The sequence below is a fragment of the Pseudomonas arvensis genome, from assembly GCF_056688935.1.
The window spans coordinates 655,395-677,369 of record NZ_CP162038.1 but is presented as its reverse complement, the minus strand read 5'-3'; the positions used below and the strand labels follow the sequence as shown (position 1 = coordinate 677,369).

At 61.6% G+C, this 21,975-nt stretch carries 24 protein-coding genes; 22 read left to right on the top strand and 2 right to left on the bottom strand.

Going from position 1 to position 21,975, the window contains the following annotated elements; all coding sequences use genetic code 11:
• Positions 1-45: 45 nt before the first annotated feature.
• Entirely contained in the window at positions 46-1,251 is a 1,206-nt protein-coding gene (gene cbiE, locus AB3G88_RS02995; RefSeq protein ID WP_400527952.1) for a precorrin-6y C5,15-methyltransferase (decarboxylating) subunit CbiE, read from the top strand.
• Entirely contained in the window at positions 1,248-1,967 is a 720-nt protein-coding gene (locus AB3G88_RS02990) for a cobalt-precorrin-6A reductase (protein WP_480453147.1), read from the top strand. Before cbiE ends, AB3G88_RS02990 begins: the two co-directional genes overlap by 4 nt.
• 119 nt (positions 1,968-2,086) lie before the next feature.
• Here the strand turns inward: AB3G88_RS02990 and AB3G88_RS02985 are convergent, their stop codons facing one another.
• Complete coding sequence (locus tag AB3G88_RS02985) at positions 2,087-2,338, bottom strand: DUF6124 family protein (protein WP_158878516.1); 252 nt, start codon at positions 2,336-2,338, stop codon at positions 2,087-2,089.
• A gap of 443 nt (positions 2,339-2,781) precedes the next feature.
• On the opposite strand from AB3G88_RS02985, the gene AB3G88_RS02980 reads away from it, so the two are divergent.
• The 20 genes from AB3G88_RS02980 to ureC all read left to right on the top strand — a co-directional run bounded on the left by AB3G88_RS02980 (position 2,782) and on the right by ureC (position 20,789).
• Entirely contained in the window at positions 2,782-3,162 is a 381-nt protein-coding gene (locus tag AB3G88_RS02980; RefSeq protein ID WP_178117197.1) for a PAAR domain-containing protein, read from the top strand.
• Positions 3,159-4,622 carry an S-type pyocin domain-containing protein gene (locus AB3G88_RS02975; RefSeq protein WP_158878515.1) on the top strand — a complete coding sequence of 488 codons (1,464 nt, stop codon included), beginning with the start codon at positions 3,159-3,161 and terminating at the stop codon, positions 4,620-4,622. Before AB3G88_RS02980 ends, AB3G88_RS02975 begins: the two co-directional genes overlap by 4 nt.
• Position 4,623: 1 nt before the next feature.
• Positions 4,624-5,106: a DUF6392 family protein gene (locus tag AB3G88_RS02970; protein ID WP_480453144.1), complete on the top strand. Its 483-nt coding sequence runs from the start codon at positions 4,624-4,626 to the stop codon at positions 5,104-5,106.
• A gap of 27 nt (positions 5,107-5,133) precedes the next feature.
• Entirely contained in the window at positions 5,134-5,421 is a 288-nt protein-coding gene (locus tag AB3G88_RS02965; RefSeq protein WP_158878513.1) for an addiction module antidote protein, read from the top strand.
• Between the two features lie 96 nt (positions 5,422-5,517).
• Positions 5,518-5,913, top strand: coding sequence for a DUF2946 family protein (locus AB3G88_RS02960; protein ID WP_480453142.1), 396 nt, complete (start codon positions 5,518-5,520; stop codon positions 5,911-5,913).
• Between the two features lie 47 nt (positions 5,914-5,960).
• The gene (locus AB3G88_RS02955; RefSeq protein ID WP_099583620.1) at positions 5,961-6,443 is read left to right on the top strand and encodes a copper chaperone PCu(A)C; all 483 of its coding nucleotides are present in this window, start codon (positions 5,961-5,963) and stop codon (positions 6,441-6,443) included.
• An 11-nt stretch (positions 6,444-6,454) separates the two neighbouring features.
• Positions 6,455-6,868, top strand: coding sequence for a DUF2946 domain-containing protein (locus tag AB3G88_RS02950; RefSeq protein ID WP_480453139.1), 414 nt, complete (start codon positions 6,455-6,457; stop codon positions 6,866-6,868).
• Between the two features lie 93 nt (positions 6,869-6,961).
• Entirely contained in the window at positions 6,962-9,004 is a 2,043-nt protein-coding gene (locus tag AB3G88_RS02945; protein WP_480453137.1) for a TonB-dependent copper receptor, read from the top strand.
• Between the two features lie 118 nt (positions 9,005-9,122).
• Complete coding sequence (locus AB3G88_RS02940) at positions 9,123-10,505, top strand: PepSY-associated TM helix domain-containing protein (protein ID WP_480453135.1); 1,383 nt, start codon at positions 9,123-9,125, stop codon at positions 10,503-10,505.
• 200 nt (positions 10,506-10,705) lie between these two features.
• Positions 10,706-11,971, top strand: a complete 1,266-nt coding sequence (gene urtA, locus AB3G88_RS02935) for an urea ABC transporter substrate-binding protein (RefSeq protein ID WP_099583624.1) — start codon at positions 10,706-10,708, stop codon at positions 11,969-11,971.
• A 140-nt stretch (positions 11,972-12,111) separates the two neighbouring features.
• Complete coding sequence (urtB, locus tag AB3G88_RS02930; RefSeq protein WP_099583625.1) at positions 12,112-13,614, top strand: urea ABC transporter permease subunit UrtB; 1,503 nt, start codon at positions 12,112-12,114, stop codon at positions 13,612-13,614.
• Complete coding sequence (gene urtC, locus AB3G88_RS02925; RefSeq protein WP_099583626.1) at positions 13,614-14,681, top strand: urea ABC transporter permease subunit UrtC; 1,068 nt, start codon at positions 13,614-13,616, stop codon at positions 14,679-14,681. The genes urtB and urtC overlap by 1 nt, the downstream gene beginning before the upstream one ends.
• Positions 14,678-15,511, top strand: coding sequence for an urea ABC transporter ATP-binding protein UrtD (gene urtD, locus AB3G88_RS02920; RefSeq protein WP_099583627.1), 834 nt, complete (start codon positions 14,678-14,680; stop codon positions 15,509-15,511). The genes urtC and urtD overlap by 4 nt, the downstream gene beginning before the upstream one ends.
• Before the next feature lie 63 nt (positions 15,512-15,574).
• Entirely contained in the window at positions 15,575-16,273 is a 699-nt protein-coding gene (gene urtE, locus AB3G88_RS02915; protein ID WP_099583628.1) for an urea ABC transporter ATP-binding subunit UrtE, read from the top strand.
• A 31-nt stretch (positions 16,274-16,304) separates the two neighbouring features.
• On the top strand, positions 16,305-17,144 hold the full coding sequence (locus AB3G88_RS02910) for an urease accessory protein UreD (protein WP_480453132.1): 840 nt from the start codon (positions 16,305-16,307) through the stop codon (positions 17,142-17,144).
• A gap of 144 nt (positions 17,145-17,288) precedes the next feature.
• Positions 17,289-17,591 carry an urease subunit gamma gene (locus AB3G88_RS02905; RefSeq protein WP_010213535.1) on the top strand — a complete coding sequence of 101 codons (303 nt, stop codon included), beginning with the start codon at positions 17,289-17,291 and terminating at the stop codon, positions 17,589-17,591.
• A 9-nt stretch (positions 17,592-17,600) separates the two neighbouring features.
• On the top strand, positions 17,601-18,113 hold the full coding sequence (locus AB3G88_RS02900) for a GNAT family N-acetyltransferase (protein ID WP_099583630.1): 513 nt from the start codon (positions 17,601-17,603) through the stop codon (positions 18,111-18,113).
• A gap of 5 nt (positions 18,114-18,118) precedes the next feature.
• Complete coding sequence (locus tag AB3G88_RS02895; RefSeq protein ID WP_099583631.1) at positions 18,119-18,652, top strand: GNAT family N-acetyltransferase; 534 nt, start codon at positions 18,119-18,121, stop codon at positions 18,650-18,652.
• Complete coding sequence (locus AB3G88_RS02890; RefSeq protein WP_065947146.1) at positions 18,649-18,954, top strand: urease subunit beta; 306 nt, start codon at positions 18,649-18,651, stop codon at positions 18,952-18,954. Before AB3G88_RS02895 ends, AB3G88_RS02890 begins: the two co-directional genes overlap by 4 nt.
• A gap of 134 nt (positions 18,955-19,088) precedes the next feature.
• Positions 19,089-20,789: an urease subunit alpha gene (gene ureC, locus AB3G88_RS02885; protein ID WP_099583633.1), complete on the top strand. Its 1,701-nt coding sequence runs from the start codon at positions 19,089-19,091 to the stop codon at positions 20,787-20,789.
• Between the two features lie 46 nt (positions 20,790-20,835).
• On the opposite strand, the gene AB3G88_RS02880 is transcribed toward ureC, so the two are convergent.
• Entirely contained in the window at positions 20,836-21,774 is a 939-nt protein-coding gene (locus AB3G88_RS02880; RefSeq protein WP_099583634.1) for a DnaJ C-terminal domain-containing protein, read from the bottom strand.
• Positions 21,775-21,975: the final 201 nt, after the last annotated feature.

Here is a 21,975-nt window from a genome sequence, read left to right as displayed (position 1 = left end):
GCGGCATGAAAAGCCTGCCCGTCGGATGTCGTTCAAGGAATTGATATGTCGCCCTGGCTGACGGTTGTAGGCATCGGTGAAGACGGCTTCAAGGGCCTGGGCAGAAATGCCCGGCATGCCCTGTTGCGCGCCACGCGGATTATAGGTGCTCAGCGCCAGTTGGACCTGCTGCCGGTGTGTATTCGGGGGGAACGCCAGGTGTGGCCGAGCCCGTTTTCCCTGGAGCCGGCGCTGGCACAACGCGGCACGCCAGTGTGTGTGCTGGCCAGCGGCGACCCAATGTTCTATGGCGTGGGAGCCAGTCTGGCGCGGCAGGTGGCGGCTGAAGAACTGCTGATTTTGCCGGCACCGTCGTCGGTGTCGTTGGCGGCAGCGCGGTTGGGCTGGCCGTTGCAGGAGGTGGTGACACTGTCCGTGGTCGCCCGGCCAGTGGCGGCGATCAATGCACATCTGGCCACGGGCGTGCGCTTATTGGTGCTGAGTAATGACGGCGGCAGCCCTGCGTTGATTGCTTCGTTGTTGGCCGAATCCGGGTTCGGGCCCAGCCGATTGACGGTATTTGAACACTTGGGCGGCGCGGATGAACGGCGCATTGACGGTTTGGCCCAGGATTGGCAGCACGCCTCGGTTGCCGACTTGAACCTGGTCGCCATCGACTGCCTGGCCTCCAGCGACACACCGCGTCTGTCGCGCCTCGCGGGCTTGCCCGATTGCGCCTTCCAGCACGACGGCCAACTGACCAAGCGCGATGTACGCGCCATGACCCTCGCCCGCCTCGCCCCTATGCCCGGCGAACTGCTGTGGGACGTGGGCGCGGGCAGTGGCTCAATCGGTATCGAATGGATGCGTGCGCACCCAAGCTGCCGCGCCTTGGCGATTGAAGCAGACGAAGGCCGCCAAGGCCTGATCGAACACAACCGCGATGCCCTCGGCGTGCCCGGTTTGCAGTTGATTCGTGGCAAAGCCCCTGAGGCGTTGCATGGCCTTACCGCACCCGACGCTATCTTTATCGGCGGCGGCGTCACCCGTGAGGGCGTACTCGACACCTGCTGGCAGCACCTGCGGCCCGGTGGGCGATTGGTGGCCAACGCCGTGACCCTGCAAAGTGAAATGACCTTGATGAACTGGCGCGCTCAACATGGCGGTGAGCTGACGCGCATTCACGTAGCCCAGGCCCAGCCGTTGGGGGAGTTTGATACGTGGCGCCAGGCGTTGCCGATTACGCTGCTGGAAGTGGTCAAGCCGCTATGAAACGCATCTTGCTGCTGGGCGGCGTGACCGAAGCGCTGGCCATCGCCCGGACATTGGGCCCGGAACATATCTACAGCCTGGCCGGGGTTGGGCGGGTGCCGACCGATCTGACCTGCCAAGTGCGGGTCGGTGGTTATGGTGGCGCAGAGGGCTTGGCGCGGTTTGTCCGGGATGAGGGGATCAGCCTGATGCTCGACGCAACCCATCCGTATGCCGCGCAGATCAGCCGCAATGCCGCCGAGGCAGCACAGTTGAGCGGTGTACCGTGCTGGGCATTGCGTCGCCCGGCGTGGCAGCCCCTGGCCGGGGATGATTGGCGAGAGGTCGGTGATTGGGCCGAGCTGATTGAAGCCTTGAAACCCTTCAAGCGGCCGCTGTTCACGTTGGGCCGAGAGCCGTTGCAGCACCTCGATGAAATCCCCTCCGACCAGTTCTGGACGTTGCGGGCACTTGATGAGTATCCGGGCAATGAGCGCTGTGAAGTGATCGGCGCACGTGGGCCGTTTTTGATCGAAAACGAGCGGGAGTTGTTTGAACGGCGCGGGATTGATGTGCTGATCAGCAAGAACAGCGGCAGCACGGCTACCGAGCCGAAGCTGGAAGTGGCGCGCGAGCGCGGGGTGCCGGTGCTGGTGTTGAAGCGGCCGGTGTTGGCGGCGGTGGATCTGGAGTTTACGGCAGTGCCAGCGTTGCTACAGGCAATCACCCTTTTCTAAACACCACCTATCCAATGTGGGAGCGGGCTTGCTCGCGAAGGCAGTGTGTCGGCCAAAACAGCCAGCGACTGACACACCGCTTTCGCGAGCAAGCCCGCTCCCACATTTGTACTGTGTTGCTAGCGGCTTGCGGCGGTCCCCAGCCCGACACCACTGTGCATCCGATCAGCCAGCAACTGCGCCAGCTCGATCAACTGTGCAACACCCAGCAACTCCTCTCGTTTAGGGCCTTCCAGGTCAAAGGCCAGGTCGCAACTCAGCGCATTGGCCGAGGCGAGTGTTTCGCTGAGGTTGACCAACAGATCTTCAGTGCTGATTCCATCGGCCACAGTAAATAGCCGGATGGGGGGATTTGGGGTGTGCTTGATCATTGTGAAGTTCCTTAATCTAAGTGGAGCCGCCACTGATCGCCGCGATGCGATGGGAGTGGCAGCTGTGCGCAGGTTCGCGGACCGGAGATCAAGGAAACCGGCATACCCGAAGGTATCCCGCGCACAGCCACCATAACGCCGCACAGTAGACGATAAAAAAGCGTCAACTGAAAGGAGGCAATGCTTGATCAGTCCGGGCCGCGACGCCCGACCGCTGCGTTTGCAGCGGTGTAAGGAGACTAGAGATCGAGTGTCCTAGGGGCAACCTCAAAGCCTTATAAGACGTTTCTGTTTTTCCCAATACCTAGCCGAACGGACAGTTGTTCGGCTTTGCGCCTGCCAGCACCATCTTTCTTGCGCCATTTGCGCGCCATCCCCTTTGCATAAGTCAGTGCCACGACTGTGTTTGGGCCCTCCTGTGCGGATAATAAAAAGGACGAAACATGAAAGACACCGCTACTGAAAGCCAACCATCAACTCGCCCAATCAAAGCCATCTACGACTATGCGACGCTCGGCTCGAGAACACGTATGGGCGGAGAAATTATCACTGCAAGCACCAGCCTCGAGATCCATGACTTGCGCATCGCGTGCGTCGGTGACCGAGTGCGCTACCCCGATGGCAAAGAGAGCGAAATTGTCTCGGGAGCAGGTTTCGCAGCCACCTACGAAGGTCTGCCCATCGCCATTGTCGGCAGCGCTACCGACAACGGCGACACCGTGACGAGCAGCCTGCAAAACCTGGCTCAGGTGGTGGAGTACGCGGACGGCGAGGGTATTCCTGGCCTTCTAAAGCCTGGATATCGCGTGGAGAGCCAGATGTGAGGCGCTACAACATCACCACCGGTTCAACCACCACGGTGGGTGGCAAGGTAACCAGCGGTTGTGAGGGCACCAGTTTCAACGGCGAAATGATCTCGAGGGAGGGTGACCGGGTCGCTTGTCCGGCTTGCGGCACTGAAGGCTTCATCGCGCTTACCGGCCCTCATTTGCACGAAGAGTGGAACGGCAAGCAAGCGGCACTGGAGGGTGATCTGTGCATCTGCAAATGCGATCCGCCGCCGGAGTTGATTGCCAATCAGAGTTCCAAATCTCAGGAGTTCGGTCCCCAACCTCAACGTGTCACCCCGATTGTAATGAGGCCGACTGCATCCGCCTCGCCCCCTGCGAATTATGCCGCGCCCGTTGCGTCGAATCGTGCCGCTGATGCCTGCGTTTTCGCCAAGTCCTGCGTTTCGGTACCGGCCGGTTCTACAGCTGCGGGCACCGCTCCGGAAAACGCCAAAAACTTCGGCACCACCGCCCTCATGGCTTCAACCGGTAGCACGGGCGCCGTCGGCAGGGTAGCCGGCACACTCGGCAGCGACCTCGGTGCCTGGGCTGTACGAGGCTTGGCCGGCGCCAGTTCCGCCCTCAACCTCGTGCTGCTGGCGTTCTGGCCACGGGATATCGGTGACTCAACGCTGTACACCCCGGAGCAGTTGGAGGGGATGCGTTTGGCCAGCACGCGAGTGCGTTTCCAGTTTCGCCAGGATGAGTCCGGTGAACTGCGTGTTTATGGCCTACATACCCAACCTGGCAGTGGCGCTGACCGTGTGCCGGTTGCACAAGCCCGGTGGAATGTGGACAAAAGCGCGATGGTGGCGGTGCTGGATGGCATCAGCATCACATGGACGCCGAACCATGGGCCGGTTGTCAGCGTGCCGAGCCCGTATCCCGGAACACCGGAACGCTTGGATAACGTGTTTGTTCATCCGATTGCGGTGGGGCAAGATTCGGCGATCAGTCACTATCCAGGGCGGGATGCAGAAAACATCACCTGGCAGGATACGATCATTTCGTTTCCGGCTGATTCGGGTGTGCCGCCGTTGTATTTGGTGTTTGCCAAGCCGGCGGTCAGGCCGTTGGAGGTTGATATTTATGGTGCGTTCAGTGGACGACTGCGCAACGGGTTGCACGTGGATCACATACCCTCGCAGGCAGCGATAAGACGTCATCTCGAACGCTATGCAATAAGCTTTACAGAGAAGCAGCTCAAGGAAGCGTTAAATAATGCTGCGAGCATTGCTATTCCGTCTTACATCCATCAAAAGTTTAGTGAGACTTACGGTTGGCGAAACACGGAGAAAAAGCAGACGTTAGACGCCGACAATCTTCGTCAGGCGGCAGACAGCAATTTTGATGCTATCAAGCCATACCTCCTGGATCATGGCTTCGCTGAGTCTGATCTCGAGATGGCACGCACCCGAATGCATAAGGTCAACGAAAACCAGGGGTGGTACTAGGATGGAAGCAGTAAACATTGATCGCTTGGTAAAACGCTTGGGACGCACCTACGATGATTTTGTTGCCGAGGGCTTACTTCGTGCCGGGTCAATAAAACCATTATTTGAAAACGGTCAAAACTCCCATTTCATTCATAAACCAGAGCCAGGCGTTGAGCTTTGGTTTTGGGCCGAAACCATGAGATTGGAGCGAATCGTTTTTTGCCTGATTTCACTGGCACAAGGCGAGCCCAAGTATTCCGGTGAACTGCCTGTACCCCTCACCCTCTCAATGAACCAAGACAGCATCCGAAAAACACTTGGAATGCCACACGAGTCCAAAGGACCAGTGAAATTACCGTTACCGATTGGAGCGTCAGGTGGATGGGATTCCTATCGACTCAGCTTGGTAACCCACTCAAACGCAAGGATTGCCGTGCAATATTTATCGGATAAAACCGTATGTGGTTTAGCGTTCACTTTGGTTGATATGGGCCGCGATTGAACGCGTTAACAGAAAAAGGAGTGACCCATGACTCAATTTAAAGATTTCGACATAGCCGAGCATCTGACGACTCCTGAGGACATGGCGGAGTATCTCGAAGCCTCTTTCGAAGAGGACGCCGGTGACGGAATGCTGATTCGTTCAGCGCTCAACAATATCGCCCGCGCCCAAGGCATGACCCAAATTGCTCGCGACGCCGGCCTCGGACGCGAAAGCTTATATAAAGCCCTCTCCAGCACTGGCAATCCCGAGTTCGCGACTATCATGAAAGTGATGAAAGCGTTGGGCCTCAAGCTTCACGTCACGGCGGTGTGATTCTGCTGCGACACCAAACCACACCGCCGCTTTTTACTTATCCCCCCGATCAGGCTAAATACCCGCCTGATCGTTTAACCCTACGGATTGTCCGCCATGGCCCGTCAACGCTTTGCAATTGCCTGGATCGCCTGCCTTGCAGTGCTGTTCAACGCGTTTGCCATGCCAATGGCCGCTGCGATGCAGCAGGCCGACGACCCGGTCAAGCAACTGATGTGGGGCGGGTTCTGTTCTTCCAATGGCGCAAGCCTGAAGACGATTGCCCTGGGCAAGCTGGAAATTCCGGCGCCGCAACAGGACGATCATTCCACCATGCAGCATTGCTGGTGTTGCTCGGGCTCGGCGCCTTTGGTGGCGTTGCCGGGGCATGTGCCGCAGTTGTATCTCACGCGATTTGAAGCCGTACCGCGTCAGCCACAACCCCCACTGCAAACCCCTACCCCGCGCCAGCAATGGCCGAGCCTCAACCCCCGCGCCTCTCCAACGGCCTGATCTTCTTCGCAAGTGAACTGCGTTTAGAACCGTTCTGGAGAACTGCCATGCTCAAATCTTCCCTGCTTCTGGCCGCGTTGCTGCTGCCGGTGTTCAGTGCCGCCAATGCCGAAGACTACAAGGCCGGCGACCTGCTGGTCAGCGATCCCTGGTCCCAGGAGTTGCCGCCCAATGCGCCCACCGTCGCGGCGTACTTTGTGATTCACAACACCGGGGCGACCCCGGATCGCCTGCTCAGCGTCGACACGCCCGTGGCCGACAAAGCCGAGCTGCACGAGCATGTGATGCAGGGCGATCTGATGAAGATGCAGCAAGTGCCCAGCGTTGCCGTACCGGCCAAGGGCGATCTGACCTTCGCGCCCATGGCCTACCACGTGATGCTGCTGGGCCTCAAAGACCGCAGCCTGCTGGCCGATGGCAAGCAATTCCCACTCACCCTGACCTTTGAAAAATCCGGCAAGGTCGAGGTGCAAGTGTCGGTCCAAAAAGTGCCGCCGATGGCCGCCCACGCGCATAAGCACGCCCAATAGGCCAACACTCGATGGGCGCCCCCCGCGCCAGGCTCTCTCCACATCACCGCGTGAAGCGCGGCAGTTGGATCAGCCTGTTCGCCATGCTGATGATCTTTATCGGTCCGCTGATTTCCCAAGCGATGCCGATGGATCATCACGCCGGTATGTCGATGCCGATGAGCATGTCCATGGATATGGACATGTCGGGCGACCACGGCGAATCCCATCACCCCAAAGCCCCCAACGACCATCACGCGCTCTGGGCCAAGTGCGGTTATTGCGACCTGCTGTTCAGTTGCCCCGCCCTGCCCGGCAGCCTTTCATTCGTGGCCCTCGGTACCCCGCCGCCGGCCAATGCCCTCAGCCCCGCCCCGCGCCTGGGCCATGCCCGGCAGAGCATCTTCCCCGGCGCCCGCAGCCGTGCGCCGCCCATCGCCTCGTAAACACCAAGCACCGTTACTTCACCCCGGCCGACTTTAGACAGACAGCCGCAGGCTGCTGGCCGTGTTGTTTACGATTGATTGATGGAATTTGTCATGTCCAGGTTTACTGCTGACTCCCGTTTGGGAAGTACTTCTGTGCTCGCTGCCCTATGCGGCGCCCTGCTCGCCCCCCACGCTCAGGCCGATGAGCACGCCGAGCATGAGCTGACGCCCACGGTGATCACCGCCATCGCGCCCAGCTCGCCGCTGACCGTGGTCACCAACCCCAAAGACCCGCGCCAACCGGTGCCCGCCAGCGACGGCGGCGACTACCTCAAGACCATCCCCGGCTTTGCCCTGGTGCGTAACGGCGGCACCAATGGCGACCCGGTACTGCGCGGCATGTTCGGCTCGCGCCTGAATATCCTTACCAACGGCAGCATGATGCTCGGCGCCTGCCCCGGCCGCATGGATGCGCCCACGTCGTATATTTCCCCGGAGACCTACGACACGCTCACCGTGATCAAAGGCCCGCAAACCGTGCTCTGGGGCCCAGGTGCCTCGGCCGGTACGATCCTGTTTGATCGCGAGCCCGAACACTTCGGTGAGTTGGGCACACGGCTCAACGCGAGCGTGCTGGCCGGCTCCAACGGGCGCTTCGACAAGGTCATCGATGCCGCCGCTGGCGGGCCGCTGGGCTATGTACGGGTAATCGGCAACCAGGCCCACGCCGACGACTACAAAGACGGCAACAACGACACCGTCGCCTCGCGCTACGACAAATGGAATGGCGACGTGGCCGTTGGCTTCACCCCGGATGCCGACACCCTGCTGGAACTCACCGCCGGCCGTGGCGACGGCGAAGCGCGTTACGCCGGGCGTGGCATGGACGGTTCGCAGTTCCTGCGCGAAAGCCTCGGGCTGCGCTTCGAGAAATCGAATATTGGCGAGGTGCTGGATAAGGTCGAGGCCCAGGTCTACTACAACTACGCCGACCACGTGATGGACAACTACAGCCTGCGCACGCCGTCGGGGACCGGGATGATGGCCGGGCCGATGGCCTCCAACGTCGACCGTCGTACCCTCGGCGCGCGCATCAAAGCCACCTGGCGCTGGGCCGATGTGCAGTTGATCAGCGGCCTGGATGCGCAGACCAACGAACACCGCCAACGCAGCAGCATGGGCATCGACACCTACAAGGATTTGCCCAAGGTCAAGGACGCCAACTTCCACAACTACGGCGTGTTCGGCGAGCTCACCTGGTACGCCGCCGAGCGTGATCGCCTGATCACCGGCGCACGCCTGGACCGCGCCTCGGCCAAGGACTTTCGCCAGACCAGCGCCACCGCCAATGAAACCCGCGCCGACACGTTGCCGTCGGGCTTCATGCGCTACGAACACGACCTGGCCAACAGCCCCACCACCCTCTACGCAGGCTTGGGCCACACGCAGCGCTTCCCGGATTACTGGGAGTTGTTCTCCCCCAACACCGGCGCGGTCGGTTCGGTGAATGCCTTCGACGGCGTGAAACCGGAGAAGACCACCCAACTCGATTTCGGCGCGCAATACAAAGCCGACAACCTTGAAGCCTGGGCCTCGGGCTACATCGGCCAGGTGCGTGACTTCATCCTGTTCGACTACCGGCCAGGCATGATGGGCACTACCTCGCAGGCCCGCAACGTCGACGCTCGCATCATGGGCGGTGAACTCGGCGCGGCGTACAAGCTGACGCCAAACTGGAAGGCGGACGCCACCCTCGCCTACGCCTGGGGCAAGAACAGCAGCGACGGCAAGGCCCTGCCGCAAATGCCGCCGTTGGATGCACGTTTCGGCCTGACCTACAGCGCAGACGACTGGAGCGCCGGCGCGCTGTGGCGGGTGGTCGCCGCACAAAACCGTATCGATCAGAACAAGGGCAACGTGGTCGGCAAGGACTACGACAAGAGCGGTGGCTTTGGCGTGTTCTCGTTGAATGGCGCGTATCGCATCAACAAAAACTTCAAGGTCAGCACCGGCGTCGACAACCTGTTCGGCAAGGCCTACGCCGAGCATTTGAACCTGGCGGGCAATGCCGGCTTCGGCTACCCGGCCAGCGACCCGCAGGCCATCAAGGAGCCGGGGCGCACCCTCTGGACCAAAGTCAACATGAGCTTCTAAAAGCATCGGGGGCAAGCCCCCTTCCCACAGTTGGAATGCATTCCACATGTGGGAGGGGGCTTGCCCCCGATGGCGGCCTGACCAACGACAAAAATTTAAGCTTTGCGGAGCATCCCTGATGACCACTCAAAACGTTTCCTTCTACAACCTGGCCTGGCGCTGGCATTTCTACGCCGGCCTGTTCGTCGCCCCTTTCATGGTGCTGCTGGCCCTGACCGGCATCATCTACCTGTTCAAACCCCAACTCGACCCGCTGATGTACGGCGACCTGCTCAAAGTGCAAAGCGCCGAGCACGCACTGAGCGCCGACGAGCAGTTGCAACGTGCCCAGGCGGCCTTTCCCCAGGGCAAGATCACCAAGTATCTGCCGCCGGCCGACACCACCAGCAGCGCGCAATTCGTGATGCACGACGGCGGGCGCGAAGTCACCGTCTTCGTCGACCCCTATCGCGGCACCGTACTCGGTGAACAGGATGCAAAAAACAACCTGCAAGCCATCGCCCGCGCCCTGCACGGCGAGCTGATGATCGGCACCGTCGGCGATCGCCTGATCGAACTCGCCGCCGGTTGGGGCGTGGTGCTGGTGGTGTCGGGCCTGTACCTGTGGTGGCCGCGCGGCAAGTCGTCGGCCGGGGTGTTATGGCCACGCTTTAACAGCCGCGGCCGGGTGTTCTGGCGCGATCTGCACGCGGTAGCCGGCTTCTGGGGCGCGGCGTTTTTACTGGTGATGCTGCTCAGCGGCATGACCTGGACCGGCTTCTGGGGCAAGCAATACGCCGACCTGTGGAACACCTTCCCGGCGGCGATGTGGAACACAGTGCCGCAGTCCGATCAGCAGGCACGCGTGCTCAACACCGCGACGCAACAGACCGTGCCCTGGGCCATGGAAAACACACCGATGCCGATGTCCGGCGACCACGCCGAACACATGAACCACGGCGCCATGCACGCCGCTCCCGCCGCGCCCACGGTACGCCTGCAACAGGTGGTGGATCTGGCCACTGCACGCAAAGTCGAGCCCGGCTACAGCATCACCTTCCCCACCACCGCCGAAGGCGTGTTCACCGTCGCCGTATTCGCCAACGACCCACGCAACGATGCCACCCTGCATGTGGACCAGTACACCGGCAAGGTCCTCGCCGATGTGCGTTGGGAGCACTACAGCAACGTGGCGCGGGCCACCGAGACCGGGGTGATGCTGCACGAGGGCAAGATGTTCGGCTGGGTCAACCAACTGATCGTGCTGGTGATCTGCCTGATGATTCTGCTCAGCGCCATCAGTGGCGTGGTGATCTGGTGGAAGCGCAAGCCCCAGGGCGGCCTGGGCGTTCCGCCGTTGCGCCATGACCTGCCGAAGTGGAAAACCGGCGTGGTCATCATGCTCGGCCTGGCGCTGGTCTTCCCGCTGGTGGGGGCTTCGCTGGTGCTGGTGTGGCTGCTGGATCGGCTGGTACTGGCGCGGTTCAACCGAGCAACCGGATGGCCACCAACCGCCTCATGAGTCACCGGGCCACGCACCCTTACAGCGCGCGCTGTGCACCCTCCCGGAAAACAAGCGCCTACTTGGTGCGTCCGTGCTCGCAGAAGCCTCCTACAACCCGCGCAGCCGGCCCGTTCGTAATAGCAGGCACAGCCTTTGCAGTGCCCCCTTCAGTTCCCCAACCTACGCCCATAACAATGTTGAGTTCTGGAGATTGCACAATGAAGCGTCGCAGCTTGATCAAGGCTTTCACTTTGTCGGCATCCATTGCCGCGATGGGCATGACCTGGACCCTCCAGGCCGCCGAGACCATCAAGGTCGGCATCCTGCATTCGCTGTCCGGCACCATGGCCATCTCCGAAACGTCGCTCAAAGACATGGCGCTGATGACCATCGACGAGATCAACGCCAAGGGCGGGGTGAACGGCAAAATGCTTGAACCGGTGGTCGTTGACCCTGCCTCCAACTGGCCGTTGTTCGCCGAAAAAGGTCGGCAGCTGCTGACCCAGGACAAGGTCGCCGTGGTGTTTGGCTGCTGGACCTCAGTGTCGCGCAAATCGGTATTGCCGGTGTTCGAAGAACTCAACGGCCTGCTGTTCTACCCGGTGCAGTACGAAGGCGAAGAGATGTCGCCGAACGTGTTCTACACCGGTGCGGCGCCGAACCAGCAGGCGATCCCGGCGGTGGAATACCTGATGAGCGAAGAAGGTGGCAGCGCCAAGCGCTTCTTCCTGCTCGGCACCGACTACGTGTATCCGCGCACCACCAACAAAATCCTGCGTTCGTTCCTGCATTCCAAAGGCGTGGCAGATAAAGACATCGAAGAGGTCTACACCCCGTTCGGCCATGCGGACTACCAGACCATCGTCGCCAACATCAAAAAATTCTCTGCCGGTGGCAAGACAGCGGTGATCTCCACCGTGAACGGCGACTCGAACGTGCCGTTTTACAAAGAACTGGCCAACCAGGGTTTGAAGGCGACCGACGTGCCGGTGGTGGCGTTCTCCGTGGGTGAAGAAGAACTGCGCGGCATCGACACCAAGCCGCTGGTGGGCAACCTGGCCGCCTGGAACTACTTCCAGTCGGTGGAGAACCCGGTCAACCAGAAGTTCGTCGCCGACTGGAAAGCCTACGCCAAGAAACACAACCTGCCGGGCGCGGACAAAGCCGTGACCAACGACCCGATGGAAGCCACCTACGTGGGCATCCACATGTGGGCCCAAGCGGCCGAGAAAGCCAAGTCCACCGACGTCGACAAAGTGCGTGAAGCCCTGGCCGGCCAGACCTTCGCCGCGCCGTCGGGCTTTACCTTGACCATGGACAAGACCAACCACCACCTGCACAAGCCGGTGATGATCGGCGAGATCCAGGCCGATGGGCAGTTCTCGGTGGTATGGCAGACCCAGGAGCCGATCCGCGCGCAGCCGTGGAGCCCGTACATTCCTGGCAATGACAAGAAGCCGGACTATGCGGTGAAGAGCAACTAAAGCCCCACCACAGGCCAAATGTGGGAGGGGGCTTGCCCCCGATGGCGGTGTATCAGGCAATGCTTTTATCACTGAACCACTGCTATCGGGGGCAAGCCCCCTCCCACAGTTTTGACCGCGCATGACTAGGACATTTGTTTATGCCCACTGCCCTCCATCGCTATTTCCTGGCCTTGCTGCTGTTGCTGCCTTTCGCCGCACATGCCAGCGACGCCGAAGACTTCCTCGCCGCCAACCCGACCCAACAAGCCAAGCTGCTCCAGGACTGGGCCGCAACGCCTGACCCAGCACGCATCGAGCTGGTGGACGGCCTGCAACAAGGCCAGCTCACGCTCAACGGCGAGACCAGGACCGTGCGCCTGAACAACCGCCTGCGCGGCTTGATCGACAACGTGCAAGCCAGCCAACAACTGCTCGCCGCCGACCCCAAGGTGCGTCTGGCCGCAGCGGTTACCCTGCAAAAAAGCGCGCAACCTGCGCAGCTCAAGTTTCTCGACCAGCGCGTTGCCGCCGAAACCGATGAAGGCGTGCACACCGCCCTGAGCCTGGCCCTGGCCAACCTGCAACTGGTCGACCCCGACCCGGTGGTGCGCCTGGCCGCTGTGCGTTTGCTCGGCAGTACCGGCGACCCGCTCGCCCGCACCCGTCTTGAAGCGCTGCTCGCGCCCGGCGTCGAAACCGATGCCGCCGTGCACACCGCCGCCGAAACCAGCCTGGCCCAGGTCAAACGCAAACTGATGGTGGGCGAGATCCTCGGCCAGGCCTTCAGCGGCATGTCCCTCGGTTCGATCCTGCTGCTGGCCGCGCTGGGCCTGGCGATCACCTTCGGCCTGCTCGGCGTGATCAACATGGCCCACGGCGAGATGCTGATGCTCGGCGCCTATTCCACCTATGTGGTGCAGTTGCTGATGCAGCGCTACGTGCCGCAAGCCATCGAGTTCTACCCGCTGATCGCGCTGCCGGTGGCGTTTTTCGTCACCGCCGCCATCGGCATGGCGCTGGAGCGCACGGTGATTCGTCACCTCTACGGCCGGCCATTGGAAACCCTGCTCGCCACCTGGGGCATCAGCCTGATGCTGATCCAGGCCGTGCGCCTGGTGTTCGGCGCGCAGAACGTCGAAGTGGCCAACCCTGAATGGTTGTCCGGCGGTATCCAGGTGCTGCCCAATCTGGTGCTGCCGTACAACCGCATCGTGATTATCGCCTTCGCCTTGTTCGTGGTGGTGCTCACCTGGCTGCTGCTGAACAAGACGCGCCTGGGCCTCAACGTGCGCGCCGTCACCCAGAACCGCAACATGGCGGCCTGCTGCGGCGTGCCCACCGGGCGCGTGGACATGCTCGCCTTTGGCCTCGGCTCCGGCATCGCCGGCCTGGGCGGCGTGGCGCTGAGCCAGATCGGCAACGTCGGCCCGGACCTGGGCCAGAGCTACATCATCGATTCGTTCCTGGTGGTGGTGTTGGGCGGCGTCGGCCAGTTGGCCGGCAGCGTCACGGCGGCCTTCGGCCTGGGCATCGCCAACAAGATTCTGGAACCGCAGATCGGCGCCGTGCTCGGCAAGATCCTGATCCTCGCGCTGATCATTCTGTTTATCCAGAAACGCCCGCAAGGACTCTTCGCACTGAAAGGACGGGTGATCGACTGATGAACCAGCCATTGATGCTTACAGCCGCACAAAAGGCCGGCCCCAAGGCGACGATTGCCACCGGTGTGATCATCCTGATCCTGCTGCTGGCCTTGCCGTTGTGCTCTCTGCTCTCGCCGGAAAACCCGCTGCATGTGTCGGCGTACACCCTGACGCTGGTGGGCAAGATCCTCTGCTACGCCATCGTCGCCCTGGCCCTGGACCTGGTGTGGGGTTACGCCGGGATGCTGTCCCTCGGTCACGGTTTGTTCTTCGCCCTCGGCGGTTATGCGATGGGCATGTACCTGATGCGCCAGGCGTCCGGCGACGACCTGCCGGCGTTCATGACCTTTTTGTCGTGGACCGAATTGCCCTGGTACTGGGCCGGCACCGACCACTTCCTCTGGGCCTTGTGCCTGGTGGTGCTGGCGCCGGGTTTGCTGGCGTTGGTGTTCGGTTTCTTTGCCTTCCGTTCGCGGATCAAGGGCGTGTATTTCTCGATCATGACCCAGGCACTGACGTTCGCCGGGATGCTGCTGTTCTTTCGCAACGAGACCGGGTTTGGCGGCAACAACGGCTTTACCAATTTCCGCAGCATCCTCGGTTTCGGCATTACCGAGCCGGGCACGCGGGCGGTGTTGTTCCTGGCCACGGTGCTGCTGTTGGTCGCCAGCCTGTACATCGGCTGGCGCCTGGCGCTGAGCAAGTTCGGCCGGGTGCTGACGGCCCTGCGCGATGCCGAGAACCGCCTGATGTTCTGCGGCTACGACCCACGCGGCTTCAAGCTGTTCGTGTGGGTATTGAGCGCGGTGTTGTGCGGCTTGGCCGGTGCGTTGTACGTGCCGCAAGTGGGCATCATCAACCCGAGTGAAATGTCGCCGACCAACTCCATCGAAGCCGCTGTGTGGGTCGCCTTGGGCGGGCGCGGCACCTTGATCGGCCCGTTGCTCGGCGCGGGCGTGGTCAATGGCATGAAGAGCTGGTTCACCGTGGCTTTCCCGGAATACTGGCTGTTCTTCCTCGGGGCGCTGTTCATCATCGTCACCCTGTATTTGCCCAAGGGCGTTATCGGCCTGCTGAAGAAATGAGGAACGTCATGCTCGAACCTATTTTTGATGCCGGCAGTGGCCGCGATGCCATCGGCATTGGCCAGGCTGCGGGCAAGGGCCTGAACACCCGCCACGGCACCATCCTGACCCTCGAAGACATCAGCGTCAGCTTCGACGGCTTCAAGGCACTCAACGACCTCAATCTCTACATCGGCGTTGGCGAACTGCGCTGCATCATCGGCCCCAACGGCGCGGGCAAGACCACGCTGATGGACGTGATCACCGGCAAGACCCGACCCAGTCACGGCAACGCCTGGTTCGGCGAAACCCTGGACCTGACCAGCATGAGCGAAGTGCAGATCGCCCAGGCCGGCATCGGCCGCAAGTTCCAGAAGCCCACGGTGTTCGAAGCCCTCAGCGTTTTCGAAAACCTGGAACTGGCGCAGAAGACTGACAAGTCCGTATGGGCCAGCCTGCGTGCCCGCTTGAGCGGCGAGCAGAAAGACCGGATTGATGAAGTGCTCGACACCATCCGCCTCACCGCCTCGGTGCATCGCCCGGCCGGGTTGCTGTCCCACGGCCAGAAGCAGTTCCTGGAAATCGGCATGCTGCTGATGCAAGACCCGCAACTGTTGCTGCTGGATGAACCGGTGGCGGGCATGACCGACGCCGAAACCGAATTCACCGCCGAACTGTTCAAGCGCCTGGCAGGCAAGCATTCGCTGATGGTGGTGGAACACGACATGGGGTTTGTCGGCTCGATTGCCGACCACGTGACCGTGTTGCACCAGGGCAGTGTGCTGGCCGAAGGGTCGCTGGAACAGGTGCAGGAAAACGAGCGAGTGATCGAGGTTTATCTCGGTCGCTGAATAGGTGTGGAAGGGCTACGAAACAAGAGCCAGGCACCTGCAGGATTTGAGGAGAGTGTGAACATGCTGCAAGTCGACAAACTGCACCAGTACTACGGCGGTAGCCACATCCTGCGCGGGCTTTCGTTTGACGTGAAGATCGGCGAAGTCACCTGCCTGCTCGGGCGTAACGGCGTGGGCAAGACCACCCTGCTCAAGTGCCTGATGGGCTTGCTGCCGGCCAAGGAAGGCGCGGTGAACTGGGAAGGCAAGGCCATCACCGGTTTCAAACCCCATCAGCGCGTGCACGCCGGTATTGCCTACGTGCCCCAGGGCCGCGAAATTTTCGGGCGGCTGACGGTGGAAGAAAACCTGTTGATGGGGCTTTCCCGCTTCCCCGGTTCCGAGGCCAAGCAAGTGCCGGCGTTTATCTACGAACTGTTCCCGGTGTTGCTGCAAATGAAACATCGACGCGGCGGTGACTTGTCCGGCGGCCAGCAGCAACAGCTTGCGATCGGCAGAGCCCTGGCCAGCCGCCCGCGCCTGTTGATCCTGGATGAGCCCACCGAAGGCATCCAACCCTCGGTGATCAAGGAGATCGGCGCGGTGATCAAAAAGCTCGCCGCCCAGGGCGATATGGCGATTCTGTTGGTGGAGCAGTTCTACGACTTCGCCGCTGAATTGGCCGACCAATACCTGGTGATGTCCCGTGGTGAAATCGTGCAGCAGGGCCGTGGAGAAAATATGGAAAGCGAGGGTGTACGTGGTCTCGTAACCATCTAATCTGTAGCGTCCTAACGATAAGCATAAAGACATGAACCTGCCCGTTACCCCTGCCCTGTTCACCCCCAGCTGGCACGCCGAGCTGGAACTCGGCTACGCGCGTTTCGGCGACACCACGCGCCCGGTGATGCGCCGCCACCTCGGCCCGCTGCGGGTGCAAAAGCACCTGTACGCCGAAGGCCCCGAGGTGTGCCAGCACATCATCGTGCACCCGCCCGGCGGGATTGCCGGTGGGGATCGCCTGGACATCAGCGCCCATGTCGCCGAAGGGGCCTGGGCCCAATTGACCAGCCCCGGCGCGGCCAAGTGGTACCGCGCCAGCGGCCCGGCGTTCCAGCAACTCGAACTGACGGTCGAAGCCGGCGCGACGCTGGAGTGGCTGCCCCAGGAGACCATCGTATTCAGTGCCGCCCAGGCCGAACTCACTACGCGCATCGACCTGCACGGCGATGCGCGGCTGTTCTACTGGGACGTGGTCGCCCTGGGCCGCCCGGCCAGTGGCGAGCGTTTCGACCTTGGGCACTTTCAATCGCACCTGGATATCTGCCGCGACGGCCAGTTGCTCTGGCACGAACGCCAGCGCATTGTCGGCGCCGATGGGTTGCTCGACTCACCTATCGGTCTCGATGGGCAACCGGTGTTTGCCACGTTGTTGGTGACGGGCGAGATCGCCCCCGAATTACTCGAAACCTGCCGCGCCCTGCCACATGCCGTGCGCGGCGACCTGACCCAACTGCCCGGCTTGCTGGTCGCTCGCTGCCTGGCCAGCGAGGCGCTGTTGGCGCGGGGTTGGTTGATTGATTTATGGCGGCTGTTGCGCCCGGCGATGCTGGGCCGCGAAGCCGTTTCACCGCGAATCTGGAGCACATGAAGATCAAAATGTGGGAGGGGGCTTGCCCCCGATGGCAGTGGGTCGGTGACAGATGTCTTGCCTGACACTCCCCTATCGGGGCAAGCCCCCTCCCACAGGGATCTCCAGTGTTTTTTATGAATGTTGTTTGAAGGACCTTGAACCATGGACCTGACCCCACGGGAAAAAGACAAACTGCTGATCTTCACCGCAGGCTTGGTTGCCGAACGCCGCCTGGCGCGCGGGGTGAAGCTCAATTACCCGGAAACCATCGCCTACATCTCGGCGGCGCTGATGGAAGGCGCCCGCGATGGCCGCACCGTGGCCGACCTGATGCACTTCGGCACCACACTGCTCAGCCGTGAACAGGTGATGGAAGGCATCCCGGAGATGATTCCGGATATCCAGGTGGAAGCCACCTTCCCCGACGGCACCAAGCTGGTCACCGTCCACCAACCCATCGCGTGAGGCGCGGCCATGATTCGTGATGCGATTGAAAGCGACCTGCCAGCGATCCGCGCTATCTACAACGACGCGGTGCGCAACACCACGGCGATATGGAACGAACAACCGGTCGACCTGGCCAACCGCTTGGCGTGGTTTAACGCACGCCAGGCCCAGGCGTACCCGATCCTGGTGTCGGTCGAACATGATGAAGTCACCGGCTACGCCTCGTTCGGCGACTGGCGACCGTTCGAAGGCTTTCGCTACAGCGTCGAGCACTCGGTGTATGTGCGTAACGACCAGCGCGGCAAAGGCCTTGGCCCGCGCCTGATGGAAGCCTTGATCGAACGTGCGCGCAGCGGCGGCAAGTACGTGATGGTCGCCGCCATCGAAAGCGGCAACCAGGCCTCGATCCGTCTGCATGAACGCCTGGGGTTCGTCACCACCGGGCAGATGCCGCAGGTGGGTATCAAGTTCGGGCGTTGGCTCGACCTGACCTTTATGCAACTGGCCTTGAACCCGGGCGCCGAGCCGCCCAAGGAGTGAGATCGATGAGCGCTGCGCAACTGCGTCGAGTCAATGCAGAAAGTTTTGCCCATTACCGCGAGGGCCTGATTGAGCTGTTGCTGGATGCGGTCAAGCACGGCGCGTCGGTGGGCTTCATGGCCGACTTCGATGAGGCCCAGGCCCGCGAATATCTGCACGGCGTTCAGGCGAGCATCGAAGACGCCAGCCTGTTGCTGTGGGTGGTGGTGCGCGACGAACAGGTGCAGGCCAGCGTGCAGTTGGCGCTATGCCAGAAAGCCAACGGCCTGAACCGCGCCGAGGTGCAAAAACTGCTGGTGCACAGCCGCGCGCGGCGCCATGGCCTGGGCCAGCAACTGATGCAAACCCTGGAACTTGCCGCACGCCAGCACAAGCGTGGCCTGCTGTACCTGGACACCGAAGCCGGCTCCGGGGCCGAAGCCTTCTACCAGGCGTTGCGCTACACCAAGATCGGTGAACTGCCCGATTACTGCCAAAGCCCGGACGGGCGCTACAGCCCGACCGCCATCTACTTCAAGACCCTGGGGCAACCTGCATGATTCCTGGTGAATATCAGATCCAGCCCGGCGAGATCGAACTCAACGTCGGCCGCCGCACCGTCACCCTGAGCGTGGCCAACAGCGGCGACCGGCCGATCCAGGTGGGCTCGCATTATCATTTTTTCGAGACCAACGACGCGCTGACGTTTGACCGTGCGTTGAGCCGAGGCATGCGCCTGAATATTCCGGCGGGGACTGCGGTGCGCTTTGAGCCGGGGCAAAGCCGTGAGGTGGAGCTGGTGGATTTGAGCGGCGGGCGGCGGGTATTTGGGTTTGCCGGGCGGATCATGGGCGACCTTTAGGGCCTCATCGGGGGCAAGTCGAATCGTCGCACCGCCCCTCCCACCTTTGATTTGTGAACGCATTCAAGTGTGGGAGGGGGCTTGCACCCGATAGCGGTGTCACATTCAACATAATTTTTCCAGGGTAACCACACATGAAAATCAGCCGCCAAGCCTACGCCGACATGTACGGCCCCACCGTCGGCGACAAGGTGCGCCTGGCCGACACTGAGCTGTTCGTCGAAGTCGAGCAGGACTTCACCGTCTACGGCGAAGAGGTCAAATTCGGCGGCGGCAAAGTGATCCGTGACGGCCAGGGCCAGAGCCAATTGCTCGCCCATGAAGTGGTCGACACGCTGATCACCAACGCACTGATCATCGATCACTGGGGCATCGTCAAGGCCGACGTCGGCTTGAAGAATGGCCGCATCCACGCGATTGGCAAAGCCGGCAACCCGGACATCCAGCCCGGCGTGACCATGGCCATCGGCGCCAGCACCGAAGTGATCGCCGGTGAAGGCATGATCCTTACTGCTGGCGGCATCGACAGCCATGTGCACTTCATTTGCCCGCAACAGATCGAAGAAGCGCTGACCAGCGGCGTCACCACTATGATCGGCGGCGGCACGGGGCCGGCCACCGGCACCAACGCCACCACCTGCACGTCGGGCCCGTGGCACCTGGCGCGCATGCTGCAAGCCAGCGATTCGTTCCCGATGAACATCGGCTTTACCGGCAAGGGCAACGCGAGCCTGCCGGAGCCGTTGATCGAGCAGGTCAAGGCCGGCGCTATCGGTTTGAAGCTGCACGAAGACTGGGGCACCACGCCTGCCAGCATCGACAACTGCCTGAGCGTCGCTGACCAATATGACGTTCAGGTAGCGATCCACAGCGACACACTCAACGAGTCCGGCTTCGTCGAAACCACCCTCGCCGCACTCAAAGGCCGCACCATTCACACCTACCACACCGAAGGTGCCGGTGGCGGGCATGCGCCAGACATCATCAAGGCCTGCGGTTTCCCCAACGTGCTGCCCAGCTCCACCAACCCGACGCGGCCATTCACCCGTAACACCATCGACGAACACCTCGACATGTTGATGGTCTGCCATCACCTGGACCCGAGCATTGCCGAAGACGTGGCCTTCGCCGAAAGCCGCATCCGCCGCGAGACCATCGCCGCCGAAGACATCCTGCACGACCTCGGCGCGTTCTCGATGATCAGCTCCGACAGCCAGGCCATGGGCCGCGTCGGCGAAGTGATCACGCGCACCTGGCAGACCGCCGACAAGATGAAAAAACAGCGCGGCGCCTTGCCCGGCGATGGCCCCGGCAACGACAACTTCCGCGCCAAAAGGTACATCGCCAAGTACACGATCAACCCGGCGATCACCCATGGCATCAGCCATATCGTCGGTTCCATCGAGGTGGGTAAATGGGCTGACCTGGTGCTGTGGCGCCCGGCGTTTTTCGGCATCAAGCCGACGCTGATCCTCAAGGGCGGCGCGATTGCGTCGAGCCTGATGGGCGACGCCAATGCGTCAATCCCGACCCCGCAGCCGGTGCACTACCGCCCGATGTTCGCCAGTTTCGGCAGCTCACTGCACGCCACCAGCCTGACCTTTATCAGCCAGGCAGCATTGGAAGCCGGGTTACCGGAAGCCTTGGGTTTGAAAAAGCAGATTGCGGTGGTCAAGGGGTGTCGCGAGGTGCAGAAAACAGACCTGATCCACAACGATTACCTGCCGGACATCGAAGTGGACCCGCAGACGTATCAGGTCAAGGCCGATGGGGTGTTGCTGTGGTGTGAACCGGCTGACGTACTGCCGATGGCGCAGCGTTACTTCTTGTTCTGACTGGACCTGCTGTGGTGAGGGAATTTGCTCCCTCACCACTTCTGATTCAGAAGTTCTCGCGTGGGTTGAAGTTGGCTTGCTTGGCCAGCGCCTGCCACAGCGCGATGGTCTCGTTGTCAGCCTGCTTGGGCATCACGGCCTTGAGCTGCACGTACAGGAAGCCACGTTCGCCGGCCTTGTTCAGCAAGCCATGACCCCTGGCGCGCATGCGCTGGCCGTTCTGGCTGCCGGCCGGCACCTTGAGGTTGATCTTGCCGGTGAGGGTCGGCACGGTCACTTCCGCCCCCAACGCCAACTCCCACGGAGCCAGGGGCAAGGTGATCACCAGGTTTTCGCCTTCCACTTCAAACTTGGGGTGCGGCGCAAACTTGATGATCAAGTACAGGTCGCCATTGGCCCCGCCGCCAATCCCCGGCGCGCCCTGGCCTTTGAGGCGGATGCGCTCACCGTCGGCCACGCCGGCAGGGATCTTCACGTTCAGGCTCTTGGTGGTGTTGCTGACGTGCCGGCCCGAAGCGTCATATTGCGGCACCTGGAAGGTGACCTGCTTGGACTCGGTGGACAGCGTCTCTTCCAGGAACACCGACAGCTGCATCTCCACGTCCTGGCCTTTACGCCCTGTGGGTCGGCGCTGGCCGCCACCAAACGCATCGCCGCGCGAGCCGAAGATCGAACTGAAAAAGTCCGAGAAGTCGCCCGCGTCCTGGCCGCCACCAAAGCCGCCACGGCTCTGCCAGCCCGGCGGCCCCTGGAACGGCTGGCCATGCTGGCCGTATTTGCGCAGTTCATCGTATTCGGCGCGTTTGTCGGCACTTTTCAGGGCTTCATAGGCCTCGGACGCATCCTTGAACTTGGATTCGGCATCCTTTTCCTTGCTGACGTCCGGGTGATATTTACGCGCCAGCTTGCGATAAGCCGACTTGATCTCCTTGTCGTCAGCCGTCGGCTCGACACCGAGAATCTTGTAATAGTCTTTGAAATCCATGGGGGCATCACCATCCGTTATCGATATCGCGCAGCCCGCCACACGGCACACCATGGCTGGCAGCCTGGGAATTGATGTCAGGGCGCGTCATAAGTTGAGCGGCGGCACACAGGTTCAATGCAATGGCTGTGTACCGCCTGGATATGCCCACAAGATTGGGGCAAAACGCGGTCTTTCAAGATGCCATACCGCTATTTACGA